Source organism: Halioglobus sp. Uisw_031 (genome assembly GCF_047729875.1).
Classification (GTDB): Bacteria; Pseudomonadota; Gammaproteobacteria; order Pseudomonadales; family Halieaceae; genus Marimicrobium.
The window spans coordinates 789,318-806,366 of record NZ_CP159826.1 but is presented as its reverse complement, the minus strand read 5'-3'; the positions used below and the strand labels follow the sequence as shown (position 1 = coordinate 806,366).

Annotated in this window: 18 protein-coding genes and 2 tRNA genes; 13 read left to right on the top strand and 7 right to left on the bottom strand. The window is 52.7% G+C overall.

The features are described from left to right. Window positions 1–9 precede the first annotated feature (9 nt). Window positions 10–300 (top strand): PA4642 family protein, encoded by a 291-nt coding sequence (locus tag ABXT62_RS03760; RefSeq protein ID WP_415357205.1) that lies wholly within the window; start codon window positions 10–12, stop codon window positions 298–300. Between the two features lie 34 nt (window positions 301–334). Here the strand turns inward: ABXT62_RS03760 and smrA are convergent, their stop codons facing one another. Continuing rightward, entirely contained in the window at window positions 335–949 is a 615-nt protein-coding gene (gene smrA, locus ABXT62_RS03755) for a DNA endonuclease SmrA (protein WP_415357204.1), read from the bottom strand. A gap of 60 nt (window positions 950–1,009) precedes the next feature. Between smrA and ABXT62_RS03750 the strand changes: the two genes are divergently transcribed. Together ABXT62_RS03750 and cysZ are read left to right on the top strand one after the other, a co-directional pair. Continuing rightward, on the top strand, window positions 1,010–1,222 hold the full coding sequence (locus ABXT62_RS03750) for a cysteine-rich CWC family protein (protein ID WP_415357203.1): 213 nt from the start codon (window positions 1,010–1,012) through the stop codon (window positions 1,220–1,222). Further along, window positions 1,212–1,934, top strand: coding sequence for a sulfate transporter CysZ (cysZ, locus tag ABXT62_RS03745; RefSeq protein WP_415357202.1), 723 nt, complete (start codon window positions 1,212–1,214; stop codon window positions 1,932–1,934). The genes ABXT62_RS03750 and cysZ overlap by 11 nt, the downstream gene beginning before the upstream one ends. Here cysZ and rhlB read toward each other — a convergent pair. From rhlB to hemA, 6 genes are all read right to left on the bottom strand, one after another. Continuing rightward, window positions 1,923–3,323, bottom strand: coding sequence for an ATP-dependent RNA helicase RhlB (gene rhlB / locus ABXT62_RS03740; protein ID WP_415357201.1), 1,401 nt, complete (start codon window positions 3,321–3,323; stop codon window positions 1,923–1,925). The genes cysZ and rhlB overlap by 12 nt on opposite strands. A 96-nt stretch (window positions 3,324–3,419) precedes the next feature. Further along, window positions 3,420–4,010, bottom strand: coding sequence for a DoxX family protein (locus ABXT62_RS03735; protein WP_415357200.1), 591 nt, complete (start codon window positions 4,008–4,010; stop codon window positions 3,420–3,422). 203 nt (window positions 4,011–4,213) lie between these two features. Beyond that, on the bottom strand, window positions 4,214–4,969 hold the full coding sequence (moeB, locus tag ABXT62_RS03730; protein WP_415357199.1) for a molybdopterin-synthase adenylyltransferase MoeB: 756 nt from the start codon (window positions 4,967–4,969) through the stop codon (window positions 4,214–4,216). Continuing rightward, entirely contained in the window at window positions 4,959–5,783 is an 825-nt protein-coding gene (prmC, locus tag ABXT62_RS03725) for a peptide chain release factor N(5)-glutamine methyltransferase (protein WP_415357198.1), read from the bottom strand. The genes moeB and prmC overlap by 11 nt, the downstream gene beginning before the upstream one ends. 8 nt (window positions 5,784–5,791) lie before the next feature. Then, complete coding sequence (gene prfA, locus ABXT62_RS03720; protein ID WP_415357197.1) at window positions 5,792–6,877, bottom strand: peptide chain release factor 1; 1,086 nt, start codon at window positions 6,875–6,877, stop codon at window positions 5,792–5,794. Further along, window positions 6,874–8,235, bottom strand: coding sequence for a glutamyl-tRNA reductase (hemA, locus tag ABXT62_RS03715; RefSeq protein WP_415357196.1), 1,362 nt, complete (start codon window positions 8,233–8,235; stop codon window positions 6,874–6,876). The genes prfA and hemA overlap by 4 nt, the downstream gene beginning before the upstream one ends. Before the next feature lie 258 nt (window positions 8,236–8,493). On the opposite strand from hemA, the gene ABXT62_RS03710 reads away from it, so the two are divergent. The 10 genes from ABXT62_RS03710 to ABXT62_RS03665 all read left to right on the top strand — a co-directional run bounded on the left by ABXT62_RS03710 (window position 8,494) and on the right by ABXT62_RS03665 (window position 16,927). Then, window positions 8,494–10,242, top strand: coding sequence for a tetratricopeptide repeat protein (locus ABXT62_RS03710; protein ID WP_415357195.1), 1,749 nt, complete (start codon window positions 8,494–8,496; stop codon window positions 10,240–10,242). 1 nt (window position 10,243) lies between these two features. Beyond that, the gene (lolB, locus tag ABXT62_RS03705) at window positions 10,244–10,849 is read left to right on the top strand and encodes a lipoprotein insertase outer membrane protein LolB (RefSeq protein WP_415357194.1); all 606 of its coding nucleotides are present in this window, start codon (window positions 10,244–10,246) and stop codon (window positions 10,847–10,849) included. Continuing rightward, window positions 10,846–11,679, top strand: a complete 834-nt coding sequence (ispE, locus tag ABXT62_RS03700) for a 4-(cytidine 5'-diphospho)-2-C-methyl-D-erythritol kinase (RefSeq protein ID WP_415357193.1) — start codon at window positions 10,846–10,848, stop codon at window positions 11,677–11,679. The genes lolB and ispE overlap by 4 nt, the downstream gene beginning before the upstream one ends. A 14-nt stretch (window positions 11,680–11,693) precedes the next feature. Further along, window positions 11,694–11,768, top strand: a tRNA-Gln gene (locus tag ABXT62_RS03695). A gap of 95 nt (window positions 11,769–11,863) precedes the next feature. Next, window positions 11,864–12,799, top strand: a complete 936-nt coding sequence (locus ABXT62_RS03690; RefSeq protein WP_415357192.1) for a ribose-phosphate pyrophosphokinase — start codon at window positions 11,864–11,866, stop codon at window positions 12,797–12,799. Between the two features lie 73 nt (window positions 12,800–12,872). Then, window positions 12,873–13,544: a 50S ribosomal protein L25/general stress protein Ctc gene (locus tag ABXT62_RS03685; protein WP_415357191.1), complete on the top strand. Its 672-nt coding sequence runs from the start codon at window positions 12,873–12,875 to the stop codon at window positions 13,542–13,544. A gap of 28 nt (window positions 13,545–13,572) precedes the next feature. Further along, window positions 13,573–14,160, top strand: a complete 588-nt coding sequence (pth, locus tag ABXT62_RS03680; protein WP_415358259.1) for an aminoacyl-tRNA hydrolase — start codon at window positions 13,573–13,575, stop codon at window positions 14,158–14,160. Between the two features lie 32 nt (window positions 14,161–14,192). After that, window positions 14,193–15,287 carry a redox-regulated ATPase YchF gene (ychF, locus tag ABXT62_RS03675; protein ID WP_415357190.1) on the top strand — a complete coding sequence of 365 codons (1,095 nt, stop codon included), beginning with the start codon at window positions 14,193–14,195 and terminating at the stop codon, window positions 15,285–15,287. A 161-nt stretch (window positions 15,288–15,448) separates the two neighbouring features. Next, a tRNA-Met gene (locus ABXT62_RS03670) sits at window positions 15,449–15,525 on the top strand. A 178-nt stretch (window positions 15,526–15,703) separates the two neighbouring features. Continuing rightward, complete coding sequence (locus tag ABXT62_RS03665; protein WP_415357189.1) at window positions 15,704–16,927, top strand: tyrosine-type recombinase/integrase; 1,224 nt, start codon at window positions 15,704–15,706, stop codon at window positions 16,925–16,927. The last annotated feature ends 122 nt before the right edge of the window (window positions 16,928–17,049 follow it).

Below are 17,049 nucleotides of genomic sequence, written 5' to 3'. Positions count from 1 at the left end.
ACAAGAACAATGCGAAAAGACAAAGAAAAGGTTGTGGACGAGGTCTGGACCGAAGAACACGTAAAAAGCTTCCTGAACGTGAAGCCACATGATGGCTCCGACGAAGACTTCCATATGCTACTCAAAGCTTACCAGAGCATGCGCGCTTCAGATTTCGAACTGTTTGTGTCTTTTTTCTGTAACGATGGTCGGGACCTGAATACGACCAGCAAGGATGGGCGCACTGTGCTGGACATCATATCGACCCATCGCCACGGGGCTCAGTACGCTGAGATTTTAAAGGCGGGCGCAGCACACTAGCTTAGATTAATAGGGCGCCGATGCACTACACCTACTAGAGAGGATCGACAGACACTCGCCCCTTGGAAAATTTCTCGCGATTTTCCCGCTTCTTTTCCTCGCTCTTGCGCAACAACACATACACCGCCCCAGTGCCGCCATGCCGCGGTTGTGCACTGTGAAATGCCTGAACGATCTCCAACTGCCGCAGCCAATGGTCAACACAGCCCTTAAGAATCGAGCTGCGCTCTTTTTCCAATTTACTTCCGCCCTTGCCATGAATCAACAATACGCTGCGCAGACCCAATTGGTAGACCTCTTCAATAAACTCAAAGACCTCACGACGCGCAACCTCTGTATTCATGCAGTGCAAATCAAGCGTGGCCTCCGCTTCATAACGGCCCTGCTTTAATTTACGGAACACACCGTTTTGTACGCCGGTGCGCTTGAAGGAGAGCACCAACCAGGCATCCAGCGGCACTATCCCAGTATTCGATAACACGTTAAGGTCGGTCTCTGGCATCTCTGCAGCTGCCCGCCGACGGTGCTCGAGGGAAGAGTCTTTATCGAGCGCAGATTTTCGACTAAGATCGACCCTAGGCTCGTATTTTAAGGGCACCACATCGGACATCGCATCGGAAAAAACCTTATCGTTGTCACCACTCATCATTACCCACTCCCTGTCCAGTCCGGTATTATAGCGCGAGGCCCGAGGTAAAATGACACGCTAATGAGTCAATCTAAGCAAATAGCAATGTTATGCCCTCTGTGCGGAGGCGACAACCAATGCGCGGTTGCCGCAGGTCTGCCACCAGAAAGTTGCTGGTGTCAGAGTGTCAGTATCAGTGGCCAGGCAAGGGAGAAAGCAAAAGACTCTGCCGGCGAACGCTGCCTCTGCCCCTCTTGCGGCCTGCCCACGGGAGACAAGCCAGATGCGAGGTAATATTGCGCGCGGCGCCAACTATTTGACACGGGGCGCACGGCTATTAGGCCATCCTTCTTTACGGCATTTCGTGATCATTCCCCTGGTGATCAATATCCTGATCTTTGGCTCTCTAATTACTATTAGTTTTAGCTATATCAGTGACCTAATGGACGCGATGCTGTCCCGTATTCCCGATTGGCTGAACTTTATCAGATGGATTTTGTGGCCCATCATTGGCATTACCGTGAGTCTGATAAGCGGCTACGTATTTACCTCGGTCGCGCTGATCATCGCATCGCCCTTTAACGCCTTGTTGGCTGAAAAGGCAGAAGAGCTGATCACCGGTCAGACAGTGGCCTCACTTGAGGGTCTGGGTGCGGCGTTTCTGGCAGTGCCAAGAAGTATTGTGCGGGAACTGCTAAAGCTTCTGTACTACGTTCCGATGGCGCTTTTGGTTCTGGTGATCTCATTCGTTCCCGGCGTAGGCGCGGTGGCATGGCTTCTTTTGGGCGCCTGGATGATGAGCATACAATTCGTGGACTATCCTATGGACAACCACCAGTTGAGTTTCACACAGGTAAAGGACGCGGTGCGGTCTCGAAGACTCACCAGCATGGGGTTTGGCGGCGTCGTTGCCTTGTGCGCCAGCATACCGTTGGTGAATTTTTTTGTGGTGCCAGCTGCAGTTGTGGGCGCCACTTTGCTATGGTGCGAAGAGTTAGATCAGTAGCTCTTTGGGGGGATGTGTACATTCCAGCTTCGTGCCCAATAACGCTTCCAGATCTGGCAATAAAAACGCATCGTCTTCGCTGGCAAAACTGATGGAAGTTCCGGTTGCTCCGGCGCGCCCGGTACGACCTATACGGTGTACATAGTCTTCCGGATCCTCAGGCAAGTTGTAATTCACCACATGACTGACACCGCTTACGTGAATGCCACGGCCGGCAACGTCCGTTGCCACCAATACTTTTATCTCACCCTGCTTGAACTGTTCAAGCGTACGGGTACGTTTTGCCTGAGGTATTTCCCCAGACAGAATACCTGCGGTTACTCCTGACTTGCACAGGCGCTCATGCAAACGGCGAACCTGGTCTCGTCGATTGGCAAAAATAATCACACTGGTACAGCCTTCACTGCGGAGCAAATTATTAAGTACTTGGTAACGCTGCTGACTACTGACAAGATACACTTTCTGGTCTACTGAATCCGTTGCAACATTTTCAGGTTCAATATCAACAGAAATCGGCTGATACGTCCATTGCTCCGAAAGATTGAGAATATCCTGGGTAAACGTGGCAGAAAATAGCAGTGTTTGTCGGCTCTCCTTTGCAGGTGTTGCACGGACAATACGCTTAACCTGCGGGATAAAACCCATATCCAGCATACGATCTGCCTCATCCAGCACTAGTATCTCAACATGGTCCAGGTATAGATCACGCCGGCCCATGAAGTCCAGCAGACGGCCCGGTGTCGCCACGACCAGATCCACGACACTATTGGTCAGGCGGTTAAGCTGTTTCTGGTAGTCCATACCGCCAATCAACGTCGCGACCTGCAGTCCAGTATGCTTCCCCAGCTCCTCAGCATCCGCGGCGATCTGCATCACCAGCTCTCGAGTAGGCGCAATGACCAAAGCGCGTGGCTCGCCCACAAAGCGTTCTGCCTCTGGTGGATTACAAAGCTGATCGTTAAAGATAGTAATCAGGAAGGCTGCCGTCTTGCCGGTGCCCGTCTGGGCCTTGCCGATAGCATCATTGCCTTGCAGGGTGTGGGGCAGAATTGCCCCCTGTATAGGGGAGCAGTAATGAAAGCCCAGATCGGCAATCCCATGCATCAATTCATCACGTAAACCTAGATCGTGAAAACGGCTCTCACCTTCCTTTGGCTCAACAGCAAAATCATCCAATGACCAGGATGAAACAGCGAGATCGGGCTTGCGTGAACCGCGCTTGCTACCTTTGACGGACTCCGACCGGTTATTCTCACGCTGAATATCTGGCTTAGAAGCTTTGTGGGAAGGCTCCTGACGGGGCGGCTGCCCATGACCAGAGGAGGCCGGATTCTGAGTCCGGGCAGCATCGCTATTGTTCGCCATACGATTCACTAAATTCTTGATCAACTCTGTTTACCTTTGACTGCTCAAAAAACACGCTAGTCTACCATTTCCCCCGCAGAATAGGTGGGGACTATGAATATTACACTTCAGCACCCAACATTATGATTTTTTCGGCCATAGCCTTGAGAGAAAATAATCCACGCTGGTAAAACGTCCGCCGCCAGTAAACAACAGACTGAATAGCATCAATAAATAGGTCACGCCGAATTCAATACCGTTATTGAGAATGACAAAATTGCCTTTTTCTGTCAGCCAGGCGTAGTTTCCGTGCTCACGTAGAATATCTTTAGCTGCCCCGAGGCGCACTGCGACGTCCTCCGCGCTGGAATCGGCGATGGCCGCCCAGCCGTGATCCCAATGTACCGCAAATATTGCAACCAACATGGTGACCATCAGGGGTATCGAAATCCAGCGAGTCGCCAACCCTATTAGCAACATCAACGCGCCTATCGCTTCTGTGTATGCGGCAAGGTGGGCCATCAAGCTTGGATAAGGGAGCCCCAAACCCCAGTCGGGATTTCCGAACCACTGGATAGTGCTTTCCATCCCCGCTATTTTCTGGGTGCCCGCCATCCAAAAAACCGGAACAAGATAGAGGCGTAGGGCCAGCGGCGCCAGTCCACTTAGGTACTTAGAGCACGAAAAAAAGACGTTATGTATACTGTAATACCACTGCGCTAATACATTCATGAACAGTCTCTCTTTAGGGGGTTTAGCGTCTACGACAACAGAATGCATGGAAAGGTTTCATGCTCATCACGTTAACTCGTCAATTCACTGTTACTGCCACCAAAATCCGCACTGGAGCTTTGGTCTAGCGCACCACCCGGCAGATTCAACGGCTTTTCAATGTAGCAAGCCATAGTGAGGCCGTAAAGGTAAGCCTCACAGTTTCAACAGTGCAGATGGGAGCAGGCCGGGCAGTCTGCCCGCGCAGACAATACCAACTGGCGAAACTCCATGCTGCGTAAGTCTAGCACTAACAGTTTACCCAGCAGCGATTCACCATAGCCCGACAAAACCTTCAATGCCTCCATCGCTTGCAATGAACCGACGACGCCAACCAGCGGAGCCAAAACACCACTTTCGCTGCAACTAAGCGCTGTCTGTTCCTCTCCCTCTACATACAGACAACGATAACAAGGCCCACCGCGCGCTGGATCAAATACGGCCAACTGCCCCTCGCTGCGCACCGCCGCCGCCGATACCAGTGGTACGCCAGCGGCGATGCAGGCTCGGTTCAAGGCAAACCGCACCGGATAGTTGTCCGTGGCGTCTAATACCAGATCGACGCGAGACATTAATGCTGGCATAGCGCTCTCAATCAGCCGCTGCTCGAGAATTTCCAGTTTTACCTGTGGATTGAGTGCAGCGATCGAGGCGGCAGCCGAACGGGCTTTATTAGCGCCAATATCAACTTCAGAATGTGCGATCTGACGCTGGAGATTACTGAGCTCCACTGCGTCTCCATCAACCAGCACCAGCTCACCGACACCGGCAGCGGCAAGGTAGAGTGCGGCGGGACACCCCAGCCCACCCAACCCCACCACCAACACCCGAGATTGTTGCAGTCGCTCCTGCCCTGCAACATCGAAATCATTCAGCAGAATTTGCCGGTTATAGCGCATGAGTTGCTCGTCAGTCAGCATGCCAACAACCTCCGGTAATTCGCTGCTGTCCCGACATGTCCCGACGCGTACTCACTTGGCTAAAACCCGCGTCATGCAACATCACACGCACGGCATTGGCCTGTTCAAATCCATGTTCCAGTAAGAGCCAACCACCGTCGAGTAGCTGATCTGGCGCGCCTGTCACGAGAAGACCCAAATCCTCAAGACCGCTGTCGGAAGACACCAGTGCTGATCGCGGTTCAAAGCGCACATCGCCAAGTGCCAGATGAGGATCATCCCCATCAATATAGGGAGGGTTTGCCAGTAGTGCGTTGAAACGCTGACCTGTGACAGCTTGATACCAATCCGATTGCACAAAGTGCACCGACGTCAGCCTGGTCCTGACAGCATTGCCCCGCGCAACCTGCAACGCCTCCTCGCTGACGTCCAACGCTGCCACATGCCAGTGTGGTCTTTCACTCGCTAGCGCCAACGCAATCGCACCAGAACCGGTGCCCAGATCAAGCACACTCGCCGCATTCGGCAACGCAAGTTCCAAGGCCCAGGAAACCAGCGTTTCCGTTTCGGGGCGGGGGATCAATGTGGCATCGCTCACCGCCAGCTGCAGAGACCAGAACTCTCGCTCACCAGTAAGATAGGCAACTGGCACGCCTTCTCTTCGCTGCGCCAATAATTTTTCGAAATCTCTAGCGCAGTCTCGGGCGACCTCTTTCTCGGGCCAGGTATATAACCATGCGCGGGGTTTGCCCAAGCAGTGGCACAGCAGAATTTCGGTATCGCGCCGAGCACTGTCGGTTGGCAGATCACTACCCGAACGCAACAGTTCCTGCACCGTCACCACTAATGGTCGGCCAACGCCGCCAACTGATCTGCCTGATACTCCTGTCGCAGCGGGCCGATGATCGCACTGAGCTCACCTTCCATCACCTCGTCGAGTTTATACAGTGTCAGATTGATACGATGGTCGGTCATGCGGCCCTGCGGAAAGTTATAGGTACGGATGCGATCGGAACGGTCTCCAGTACCGACCAGGTTGCGCCGTGTCTCAGCGGTTTCACTGGCCTGTTTATCCTGCGCACTTGTCAGTAACTTGGCCTGCAGCAGAGACATCGCCCGAGCTCGATTCTTATGCTGCGAGCGCTCGTCCTGACACTCCACCACGACACCGCTAGGAATGTGGGTAATGCGCACAGCTGAATCGGTCTTGTTCACATGCTGTCCGCCCGCACCGGAGGCGCGGTAAGTATCGACACGCAAATCAGACTTGTTGATTTCTACCTGATCAACCTCCTCAGCCTCCGGCATCACAGCCACAGTGCAGGCAGACGTATGAATTCGACCCTGAGACTCAGTGTCAGGCACACGCTGCACGCGGTGGGCTCCCGATTCAAACTTAAGTTGAGCGTAAACATTCCGCCCTTCAACGCGGGTGATAATTTCTTTATATCCACCGTGATCACCCGAGCGCTCCGACAAGACTTCCATCTTCCAGCCCTGGTTCTCCGCATAACGGGAATACATACGGAACAAATCGCCAGAAAAAATTGCTGCTTCGTCACCGCCAGTACCCGCGCGAATCTCTAAAAACACATTGTGGGAATCGTTTGGATCCCGCGGCAGTAACAGCGTCTGGATCTGCGACTCCATCGCCTCCAGACTCTCGCCGCCGCTCTCCAATTCATCCCGGGCCATATCACGCACATCTGAATCCGCATCATTTAACATCTGCCGCGCCTCCTCGATATCCGCCTGAACCTGGCTGTACTGGGCATAGCAGGTAACTACCGGCCCCAGTTCAGAATATTCGCGTGACAACTCACGGAATTTATTCTGGTCGGCAATAGTCTGACTATCGCTGAGCAACGCCGATACCTCTTCATGTCGGTCCGTGAGCATTTCTAGCTTGGTAAGCAGTGATGATTTCATTGAAGTGTGCGCCGAGTATTTTCCAGCGCTGAAGAGGGCAGCTCAGGCTCAGCCTGCTCACCGTCTTCATCTGGCTGTGGCTGAGGTGAACTGCCCTCGAGTCCCAATAATTTACGAGCGTTATTGATCAAATCCTGTCGACCATCCACGCTGGCCTGTTTAAGGCCTGCGGTCGGTGCATGAATCAATTTGTTGGTGATGGTGCGAGACAACTGGGCCACTATTTGGCGTGGATCGTCACCGCGATCGAGGGCACGCTGGGCACGCTGGAGTTCGTGATCACGCAGTTGCTCTGCCATCGCCCGATACTCTTTGACTGTGTCCACCGCTTCAAGGCTCAGCCCCTCCTCCATATACAGGCGAACACCCTCATCAATAATAAAGTCAGCCTTACCCGCTTCGCTGCTGCGACTGCGCATGTTCGCCTCCACAATCTCGCGCAAATCATCGACGCTGTAGAGATAAACATCAGGCAATTCACCGACCTGGGATTCAATATCCCTCGGCACGGCAATATCGACCATCAAAAAGGGGCGATGCTTACGCACTTTAAGGGCTTGCTCCACGGCGCCTTTACCGAGGATAGGCAGCTGGCTGGCGGTGGAGGTAATAATGATATCCGCATTCGACAACTGCGCGGGTATCTCAGCAAGCAAAACCGCTTCCGCACCGAATTTCTGCGCCAGCTCCCTCGCTCGGCCAAGGGTGCGATTGGCAATCACGATTTTTCGCACTCCCGCTCCGACAAGATGGCGAGCCACCAGTTCAATAGTTTCCCCCGCTCCCACCAACAAGGCATTACACTGACCCAAATCGGAAAAAATATGACCCGCCAAATTCACCGCGGCATAAGCCACTGAAACAGGATTTTCACCGATAGCGGTATCGGTACGGACCCGCTTGGCAATAGAGAAAATGCGTGGAAATAGGCGGCCAAACTCAGCACCCGCAGTACCAGCGTCTGTCGCCACGGCATACGCAGACTTCAGCTGCCCAAAAATTTGCGGCTCTCCCAGTACCATAGAATCTAGACCACTGGCGACCTGCACCAAATGCCGCAGGGCTTGATGCCCCTCGTGGCAGTATGAGCACTGATGTAATTCCTGTGCCGATAGATGGTGGTAATTCGCGACCCAATCAATCAGCTCCCGCGCCTTGTCGCCAAGGTTTGCGCCATCGGATACCATGGCATAGAGCTCTGTGCGATTACAGGTTGAGAGAATGACGACTTCTTCTACGCCCCCCACATCACACGCATCTATCAGCGCTTCACCGACCTGCTCGGGCGCAAAAGCAACCCGCTCGCGCACTTCGACTCCGGCTGAGTTATGACTGATTCCCAAAGCGATCAAATTCATGGCGACTGACACTGGCTCCACGGCATTCTGGATGAGGGACTTGCCAACTGGCCAGACTCTTCCCAGAATCGGGCGCACCTTAGCACAATTTGCAAAAAACTCTCCAGATTTTAACAGGTTAGGCTATAAATGGCAGGGGTCAGGTAACACGCCTATTTATTGCGTTAACCTTCTTGCATGCCGCCCAGTGTGTTTCACGGCCCTTCTGTGTCATTATATCACTTGTCTCATCGATGGATCACCTCGCTTTAAGCCACCATGTTTCGACTTTTTGTCCTCGCCATCACTTCTGCGCTGCTCGTCGGGTGTGCTGCCCAAGTAGCCGTCTCGGAGCATGACGCCCCGACTGAAGCTGAATCCGCTATCACTGTTCGTGAGAGGCCATTCCCGAATGACAGCCTCTACCCCCTGCTGGTCGCTGAGTTTGCCCTGCGGCGGCAAGCATACGATGTAGCACTAGAGCAGTATATTGGTCAGGCTGGTGAGTTGCGCGATAGCGGCGTCAGTGAACACACCACGCATCTGGCGCAGTTCCTGAAGCGCGAAGAGGAAGCACTGAAGGCGGCCGCACTGTGGGTAGAGCTGGACCCCAAAAACACTGAAGCAAATAATACACTGGCACAACTCCTTGCCCGCCAGGGGCGCGCATTGGAGGCCCTGCCCTACCTCATAGTGGTGCAACGCGAAACGGGTGACGCTAACTTCCCTGTGTTGCTTAATGGCTTTAAAGAATTGGACGCTGCTCAGCGAGCAGAATTAGTCCGCGAGACTAAGACATTAGCCGCAGAGTTTCCCCAGAATACCAACTTACTATTGACTCAGGCCCTGATTCAGGCCGAGACCGGACAGTTGGATTCGGCACTGGATAAACTGGATACGCTGCTCAATCTAGAGCCGGAACAAACGACGGCCATACTGTTAGAAGCCAAGATTCTGGCCGATCAAAATACGGCGAAACCCTATGCCCGATTGCAACAGATGCTGCAGAACAACCCTGACGAAAATCTGCTAAGGCTACAATTTGCTCGCCTCCTGACCGCCACTGATATGCCCGCAGCACGCGAGCAATTTGAGATTCTTTCGGAGCAACATCCGGACGACGGCGATCTATTATTTTCTCTCGCCCTAATCAACCACGAAATTGCCGACCCCGAAGCCGCGCGAGCGTATCTGCTCCAAACCATCGCGCTGGGCCAGCGCGTCGATGAAGCCTATTATTATCTGGGTCGTATGGCCGAGGAAGACAACAACACTGAAGAAGCACTTTCATGGTACATGCAGATAGGATTTGGACCAGAATATCTTGCAGCGAATAACCGTATCGGCCATATTCTGATCGAGGGCGATCAGCTGAAACGCTACCACGCTCGGTTCGTTGAGCAGCGACAAGAGCATCCTCCCTTGCGAGATGAACTCTACACCCTAGAAGCCGCTATTCTCATCGAGGCCGACGCTAAGACAGCAGCTCTGCAGGTACTCAATCAAGCATTGCTAGAAACGCCAAGCAGTATTTCTCTGCGTTATGAGCGCGCCATGCTTAATGAACAGCTGAACAACCTGGCGTCGATGGAGCAGGATTTACGCACGATTATCGCTGCCGACCCGGATAACACAGCGGCCCTTAACGCCTTGGGATATACGCTAGCTAACCGCACAACCCGCTATGACGAGGCACTTCATCTGATTTCGCGCGCACTGGTGCTGGAACCTGACGAACCCGCCATCCTAGATAGTATGGGCTGGGTCATGTTTCGCACCGAACAATACGCCGCATCAGTGAATTATCTAACACGTGCCTACATCGGCTTCCCCGATGCTGAAGTGGCATCTCACCTCGGTGAGGCGCTTTGGGCTCAAGGCAAGACAGACGCGGCCATGGCAATCTGGCAAGGCGCTCTTCTGCGCGAGCCAGACCACCCGGTCTTGCTAGACACGCTGGATCGTCTGGGAATAGACCTACCGGCCGGCCTACCACCGCAAGCTTATCCGGTGGAGACTTTACCTTGATATGATCGCCAGCAAACACCTGAAACTTTTGCTCATTATACTGCTCCTGGCAGGCTGTTCCGGTTTGGATCAGCGCGAACCCGCGTCCATTAGCTGGCAGACGCACAGCGAGCACATGAAACTGCTGCAGCAATGGACTGCAAACGGCAAAATGGCCGTACGCACGGAAAACACATCTGAATCGGTTTCCTTTATATGGCAACAGGATAATCACAATACCTACGTGCAATTGAGCGGCCCTCTTGGTATGGGCGCTACCACAATTCACAGTGACGGCCAGACACTGGAGATTCATCAGGGCGATGAGCATAGGACGATCGATATCTCCAACCCTGATGCCATTATCTTAAACACAGGCTGGGACCTGCCCCTGCAGGCACTGAGCTATTGGTTAAAGGGTATTCCTGCTCCCGCCTCGAAAGTACAACGACTCGAACCCGACCCCCAGACAAAGCTTCTGAAAAGTCTTTGGCAAGATGACTGGGAGGTTAACTACCAGCGGTATAAGCAGTTTCAGGGGTTTACACTGCCCGCGCGGCTGCAAGTCCAACGCGGTGAGACGCGTGCTAAAATTATCATCTCAGACTGGCAGACGTCGCCAAAATGAGGTCCGGCGCACTCTCCGTCCTATCGCCAGCCAAACTCAATCTGTTCCTGCATATCACAGGGCGTCGAAGCGATGGCTACCACGAACTGCAAACGCTATTTCAATTACTGGACTGGGGAGACCAAATGGTCCTCACGCCCAACCAAAGCGGTGAAATTACCCTCGAGAGTAACGATGTGGGAATTCCACCAGAGGAGAACCTCATTATGCGCGCCGCTGCGTTATTACAATGCGGGACACTGGGCGCTCATATTACGCTGCACAAGTGCATACCCACCGGGGCAGGCCTGGGAGGGGGCAGTTCCAATGGAGCCACCACACTCGTTGCACTCAACCGCCTCTGGGACCTGCGGTTGTCACAACGGCAGTTACAGGCATTGGGCCTCCAACTGGGTGCCGATGTCCCAATTTTTGTCGGCGCCCACACCGCCTGGGCCGAAGGTATTGGGGAAATTCTCACCCCGATTGAGCTTCCCGAGCGCTGGTACCTCATTGTGGTGCCAGATTGCCACGTATCAACCGCTGAAATATTTTCCCACGATCAATTGACACGCAACACTATCCCCATCAAAATGGCGGCCTTTTTTGAGAGGGACTCTCGGAACGATTTCCAACAACTTGTCAGGCGACTCTACCCAAAGGTCGATAATGCATTGGAAGTTCTGGGTGATTTTGGAGAGGCAAAATTGACTGGCACCGGGGCTTGTGTGTTCACCAGCTTCGACAATGCAACTCAGGCCAGAGAGGCCAAAGAGCAGTTGCCAGAAGAGATGACGAGTATTCTCGCTCGGGGCGTAAACACATCGCCTTTGCCAACTGAGTTATTATAATTCAACAGATTGTTTGGGGTGTCGCCAAGCGGCAAGGCACCAGGTTTTGATCCTGGCATTCGGAGGTTCGAATCCTCCCACCCCAGCCATACAGGCGGCGCCATGGGCCCAACAGGGACATGGCGTTGTTACTTACCATAGTTTTTCGAGAGAAACCCGAAGGTAGAGCACAGTGTCCTCAAAAATGATGGTTTTTACAGGTAACGCCAATCCAGAGCTGGCTCAAAAAGTGGCGAGCCGTCTGTACCTGGCACTTGGAAAAGCGGATGTTGGCAAGTTCAGCGATGGCGAAACAACAGTTGAGCTGAATGAAAACGTGCGCGGCAAGGATGTTTTTGTCCTGCAATCAACCTGTGCCCCCACCAATGACAACCTGATGGAGCTTGTTGTCATGATCGATGCCCTGCGGAGAGCGTCAGCTTCACGCATCACTGCGGTCGTGCCTTACTTCGGTTACGCTCGCCAGGACAGGCGAGTACGTTCAGCCCGCGTACCCATCTCTGCTAAAGTAGTGGCCGACATGATGGTCACGGTAGGCGTGGACCGTGTATTAACCGTAGATTTGCATGCGGAACAGATTCAGGGCTTTTTTAAATGCCCAGTGGATAATATTTATGGGTCGCCGGTACTGATCGAAGACATACGAGCGAGCAATTACGACAACCTGATTGTTGTCTCTCCGGACATAGGCGGTGTCGTTAGAGCCCGAGCCATTGCGAAACAATTGAATGAAGCCGACCTGGCCATCATCGACAAGCGGCGCCCCAAGGCCAACGAGGCGCAGGTGATGAACCTCATTGGAGAGGTGAATGAGCGTACCTGTCTGCTAGTAGATGACATGGTCGATACCGCAGGCACACTGTGTAAGGCCGCAGATGCGCTGAAAGAACGAGGCGCATCCAAGGTCGTTGCCTACTGCACACACGCGGTACTATCGGGCAAAGCTCTGGAAAATATTAAAGGCTCCCAGCTTGATGAGCTGGTAGTAACAGACACGATTCCATTAAATGCCGAAGCGAAAACTATCAAAAAAATTCGCCAACTCACGATTGCCGACCTGCTGGCCGAGTCCATGCGTAGGGTCTCCAATGAGGAATCAATCAGCGCGCTATTTCAGTAGAGGTAGCGTATACACCAACGCATTGCCGCACTGGTCGCAGGTGCTGCAATGACTTATCGAAGGAGTCACGACAATGTCTGACCAATTTGAATTACATGCAGAAGCACGAATTGACTTAGGGAAAGGTGCGAGCCGCCGCCTACGTCGTTTAGCTGACCTGATCCCGGCTATCATTTACGGCGGAGCTAAAGATCCTCAACCGCTCAGTCTGATCCGTAAGGATGTGGAAAAAGCGCTGGAGAATGAGGCGCTTTACTCTCATGTCCTGACCGTCAATATCGGCAAGGCAAAGGAAAAGGCCATCATCAAGGATATGCAGCGTCACCCTGCAAAGAACAACATCACACATATCGACTTCTTACGCGTCGACGATAAAGTTGCCCTTAAACTTCATGTGCCAATTCACTTCCTCAACGAAACAGCCTGCTACGGCGTGAAAACACAGGGTGGAATGATTCAGCACCAGGCGACAGACATAGAAGTCCTGTGTCTGCCTGCAGATATTCCGACTTTCATCGCAGTGGATATGATGGATGTGGAAACCGGCCAAATTATTCACCTGTCTGACATTACATTGCCTACAGGGGTGACCTCCGTCGCCTTGGCACTGGGTGAAGACCACGACTTAGCGGTCGCGTCCGTCATTGCTCCTAAAGGCGGTGACGAGGCTGATGATCTGGATGATGCGCCTGCGGCAGAAGACGCTGCAGACGGCGAAGCAGAAGCAGGCGATAGCGAGGAATAGTCTCCTCGCGGAGCCCCTCGCATGCACATTGCCTGACATAAAGCTCATTGTGGGACTTGGCAACCCCGGTAGCGAATACCGGGGCACTCGCCACAATGCCGGTGCCGATTTCGTTGAAGAACTCGCTAAAGCGTGTGGCATGCCGATGCAGGCGGAATCTAGGTTTTTTGGTCTGGCCAGCCGGGTCACTCTGTCTGGCCATGACCTGCGCCTGCTGATTCCTACCACCTTCATGAATCTCAGCGGTAAGGCAGTGGCCGCAATGGCGGGTTTTTTCAAGATCACACCTGAGCAAATCCTTATTGCTCACGATGAACTGGACATCCCTCCCGGCAGTGCACGTTTTAAGCAAGGCGGCGGTCACGGGGGCCACAACGGATTACGGGATATCGTTCCGGCACTGGGAAACAATAAAGATTTTCATCGTTTACGCATCGGTATTGGCCATCCGGGTCACGCGTCAAGAGTGACGGCGCATGTTTTAAGCGCGCCCTCACAAGCGGAGCGCGAATGCATTAACGCCTGTATTGATGAGGCCATCGCCACCCTGCCTCTCTTGCTCGATGGAGACGGCACCAAAGCGATGACCCGATTACACAGTTTTAGCGCAGCCTAAGCTGCCCCGACATAAAGGAACAGGAATAGGCTATGGGTTTTAATTGTGGAATCGTCGGATTGCCGAATGTCGGTAAGTCCACCCTGTTTAATGCCCTCACCAATGCTGGGATCGGAGCAGAAAACTTCCCCTTCTGCACCATCGAGCCTAACGCTGGCATCGTACCCGTGCCCGATCCGCGGCAGAGTAAAATTGCAGATATCATCAAGCCTCAACGCGAAATCTCAACCACCATGGAATTCGTCGATATCGCAGGTCTGGTGGCGGGTGCATCTCAGGGTGAGGGCCTCGGCAACCAGTTTCTGGCCAATATTCGTGAAACTCATGCGATCGCCCATGTCGTTCGCTGCTTTGAAGATGACAATGTCATCCACGTGTCTAATCAAATCGACCCCAGAGCCGACATTGAAACCATCAACACGGAATTGGCTCTGGCAGATCTCGATAGCTGCGAAAAGCAACTACAGAAGATCATCCGAACGGCCAAAGGTGGCGACAAAGAATCGATTGCCATGAAGGCGCTGCTGGAGGATAAGCTGCTGCCTCACCTGAATGAAGCGCTTCCCGCTCGTTCGCTCGCCTTCGATGACACTGAAGCTGCACTCGTCAGACAATTATTTCTACTGACCGCCAAGCCCACCATGTACATCGCCAACGTCGATGAAAGCGGTTTTGAAGGCAACCCTTATCTCGATGTTGTCAACGAAATCGCGGCCCAGGAAAATGCCATTGTTGTGCCTATCTGCAACAAATTGGAATCGGAAATTGCAGAACTTGCTGATGAGGAGCGTCTAGAGTTCCTGCAGGAACTAGGCATGAACGAACCAGGACTGAACCGTGTGATTCGCGCTGGCTATGAACTATTAGAGTTGCAAACCTACTTCACAGCGGGCGAAAAGGAAGTGCGTGCATGGACTGTAAAAGTAGGAGCGACCGCTCCTGAGGCCGCCGGAGTCATACACACTGATTTCCAAAAAGGGTTTATACGCGCTGAAGTCATCGGTTATGACGACTTTATCAAGCATGACGGCGAGCAAGGTGCCAAAGACGCCGGGCGCTGGCGTCTAGAAGGCAAGGAGTACGTCGTGCAGGACGGCGACGTCGTCCACTTCCGCTTCAACGTCTAGTTAGCGAGGTAAATTGCTGGCTGTTGAAAACACACCGGCACCACAGTCAAATCCAGCAGCGGCGCATAAAAGCCTGCAGGCCTTACTCTGCCTTGACTTGCCCTGTGAAAATCGGGAAAATGCGCGCCTCTTCGGAATCCTTGGTTCCTGTAAACGTTTATGGCTACGTAGCTCAGCTGGTTAGAGCACAGCATTCATAATGCTGGGGTCGGTGGTTCAAGTCCACCCGTAGCTACCACATTGCCGTCCGATACTGTCCAGAGCGTTAATAAACCTCTGAATTAAATAATATTTTCCTCCAACATCGCTCCTATCGTGTCCAGCGTGTCTTACCAGGTACCGCCATAACTGGCGGTACATATGTCGGTATTTATATGCGCTGGGTCGTTGATACCGTCAACTAGGCCAGGAGCATCATGCATATACTTACAGCAAAAGAAATTAGTCAATCCAAGCCCAGAAGTAAGCCCTGGAAGCTAGCCGATGGTGGAGGCCTATATCTGCTAATCAATCCTACGGGGACTCGTTACTGGCGCTACGACTACCGATTCACCAGTAAACGGAAGACACTTTCTCTTGGAATATACCCGGAAATAACTCTTAAGAGGGCAAGGCAGGAGCACCTAGAAGCCCGAGAACAACAAAGCAATGGAATAGATCCAGCCGAGCACAAAAAGATTCAGAAGCTCACTCGGCACATTAACGTTTCCAACAGTTTTGAAGCGATCGCCCGAGAATGGTTTCAGATAGCGGTCGCAGACAAATCGGATGGCCACAAGAAACGAACTCTAAGAGCACTAGAACGTGATATTTTCCCCGCCATAGGTGGCACTCCAATTATCCAGATTTCTCCACCGGAACTACTAGCCGCCCTGCGCAAAATTGAAAGTCGAGGAGCCATTGAAACCGCTCGCAGGGCCAAACAGACAGCAGGGCAGGTATTCAAATATGCAATAGCAACAGGCAGAGCAGAAATGGACCCTTCGCGCGACTTAGGCGGCGCGCTGAAAAACCCTAAAAAGACACACCGAGCAGCCATTACAGATCCAAAAAAAGTGGGTCAACTGCTTATAGCAATGGACAACTACAGAGGATCTGAAGTAGTCCAGGCGGCGCTAAGGCTTTCTCCCCTTCTCTTCCAGCGCCCGGGCGAAATAAGGGCAATGGAGTGGACAGAAATCAACTGGTCCCAAAAGCAGTGGGAGATACCGTCAGAGAAGATGAAAATGCGCCAACCCCATATGGTCCCGCTCAGTAGCCAGGCCATAGAAATACTTCAAGAACTGTTTTCCTATACGGGTCAAGGTAGATATGTTTTTCCTAGTGCGAGAGGAGGATCAAGATGCCTGTCAGACAATGGAGTTCGCTCAGCTCTTAGAACATTAGGCTACAAGAACAGCGACATGACACCACATGGATTTCGAGCCATGGCTCGCACACTGCTAGACGAAGCTCTGGGTTACCGAGTTGACTGGATTGAGCATCAGTTGGCACACGCTGTTAAAGACCCTAATGGCCGTGCTTACAACAGGACAGCACACTTAGAAGGCCGAGCCAAGATGATGCAGGATTGGTCTGACTACCTGGATATGCTCAGACTGGAGGACGACTCAAACCGACCACTATCTGCCGCCGCCTGACCTACACTAAGCCTATTAGGCACATGTCGTTCTCCGCGTATCATAAAGTCTTTTTGTTTTCACATATTTAATTTCACGTAAATCGAAAATATCTCAGAAAAGTTTTTGCCAAAAAAATATTC

Excerpts from the sequence above, each read along its gene's own strand:
- ABXT62_RS03760 (WP_415357205.1), top strand. The coding sequence starts at position 10 with ATGCGAAAAGACAAAGAAAAGGTTGTGGACGAGGTCTGGACCGAAGAA.
- smrA (WP_415357204.1), bottom strand. The coding sequence starts at position 949 with ATGATGAGTGGTGACAACGATAAGGTTTTTTCCGATGCGATGTCCGAT.
- ABXT62_RS03750 (WP_415357203.1), top strand. The coding sequence starts at position 1,010 with ATGAGTCAATCTAAGCAAATAGCAATGTTATGCCCTCTGTGCGGAGGC.
- cysZ (WP_415357202.1), top strand. The coding sequence starts at position 1,212 with ATGCGAGGTAATATTGCGCGCGGCGCCAACTATTTGACACGGGGCGCA.
- ABXT62_RS03735 (WP_415357200.1), bottom strand. The coding sequence starts at position 4,010 with ATGAATGTATTAGCGCAGTGGTATTACAGTATACATAACGTCTTTTTT.
- moeB (WP_415357199.1), bottom strand. The coding sequence starts at position 4,969 with ATGCTGACTGACGAGCAACTCATGCGCTATAACCGGCAAATTCTGCTG.
- prfA (WP_415357197.1), bottom strand. The coding sequence starts at position 6,877 with ATGAAATCATCACTGCTTACCAAGCTAGAAATGCTCACGGACCGACAT.
- hemA (WP_415357196.1), bottom strand. The coding sequence starts at position 8,235 with ATGAATTTGATCGCTTTGGGAATCAGTCATAACTCAGCCGGAGTCGAA.
- ABXT62_RS03710 (WP_415357195.1), top strand. The coding sequence starts at position 8,494 with ATGTTTCGACTTTTTGTCCTCGCCATCACTTCTGCGCTGCTCGTCGGG.
- lolB (WP_415357194.1), top strand. The coding sequence starts at position 10,244 with ATGATCGCCAGCAAACACCTGAAACTTTTGCTCATTATACTGCTCCTG.
- ispE (WP_415357193.1), top strand. The coding sequence starts at position 10,846 with ATGAGGTCCGGCGCACTCTCCGTCCTATCGCCAGCCAAACTCAATCTG.
- ABXT62_RS03690 (WP_415357192.1), top strand. The coding sequence starts at position 11,864 with ATGATGGTTTTTACAGGTAACGCCAATCCAGAGCTGGCTCAAAAAGTG.
- ABXT62_RS03685 (WP_415357191.1), top strand. The coding sequence starts at position 12,873 with ATGTCTGACCAATTTGAATTACATGCAGAAGCACGAATTGACTTAGGG.
- ychF (WP_415357190.1), top strand. The coding sequence starts at position 14,193 with ATGGGTTTTAATTGTGGAATCGTCGGATTGCCGAATGTCGGTAAGTCC.
- ABXT62_RS03665 (WP_415357189.1), top strand. The coding sequence starts at position 15,704 with ATGCATATACTTACAGCAAAAGAAATTAGTCAATCCAAGCCCAGAAGT.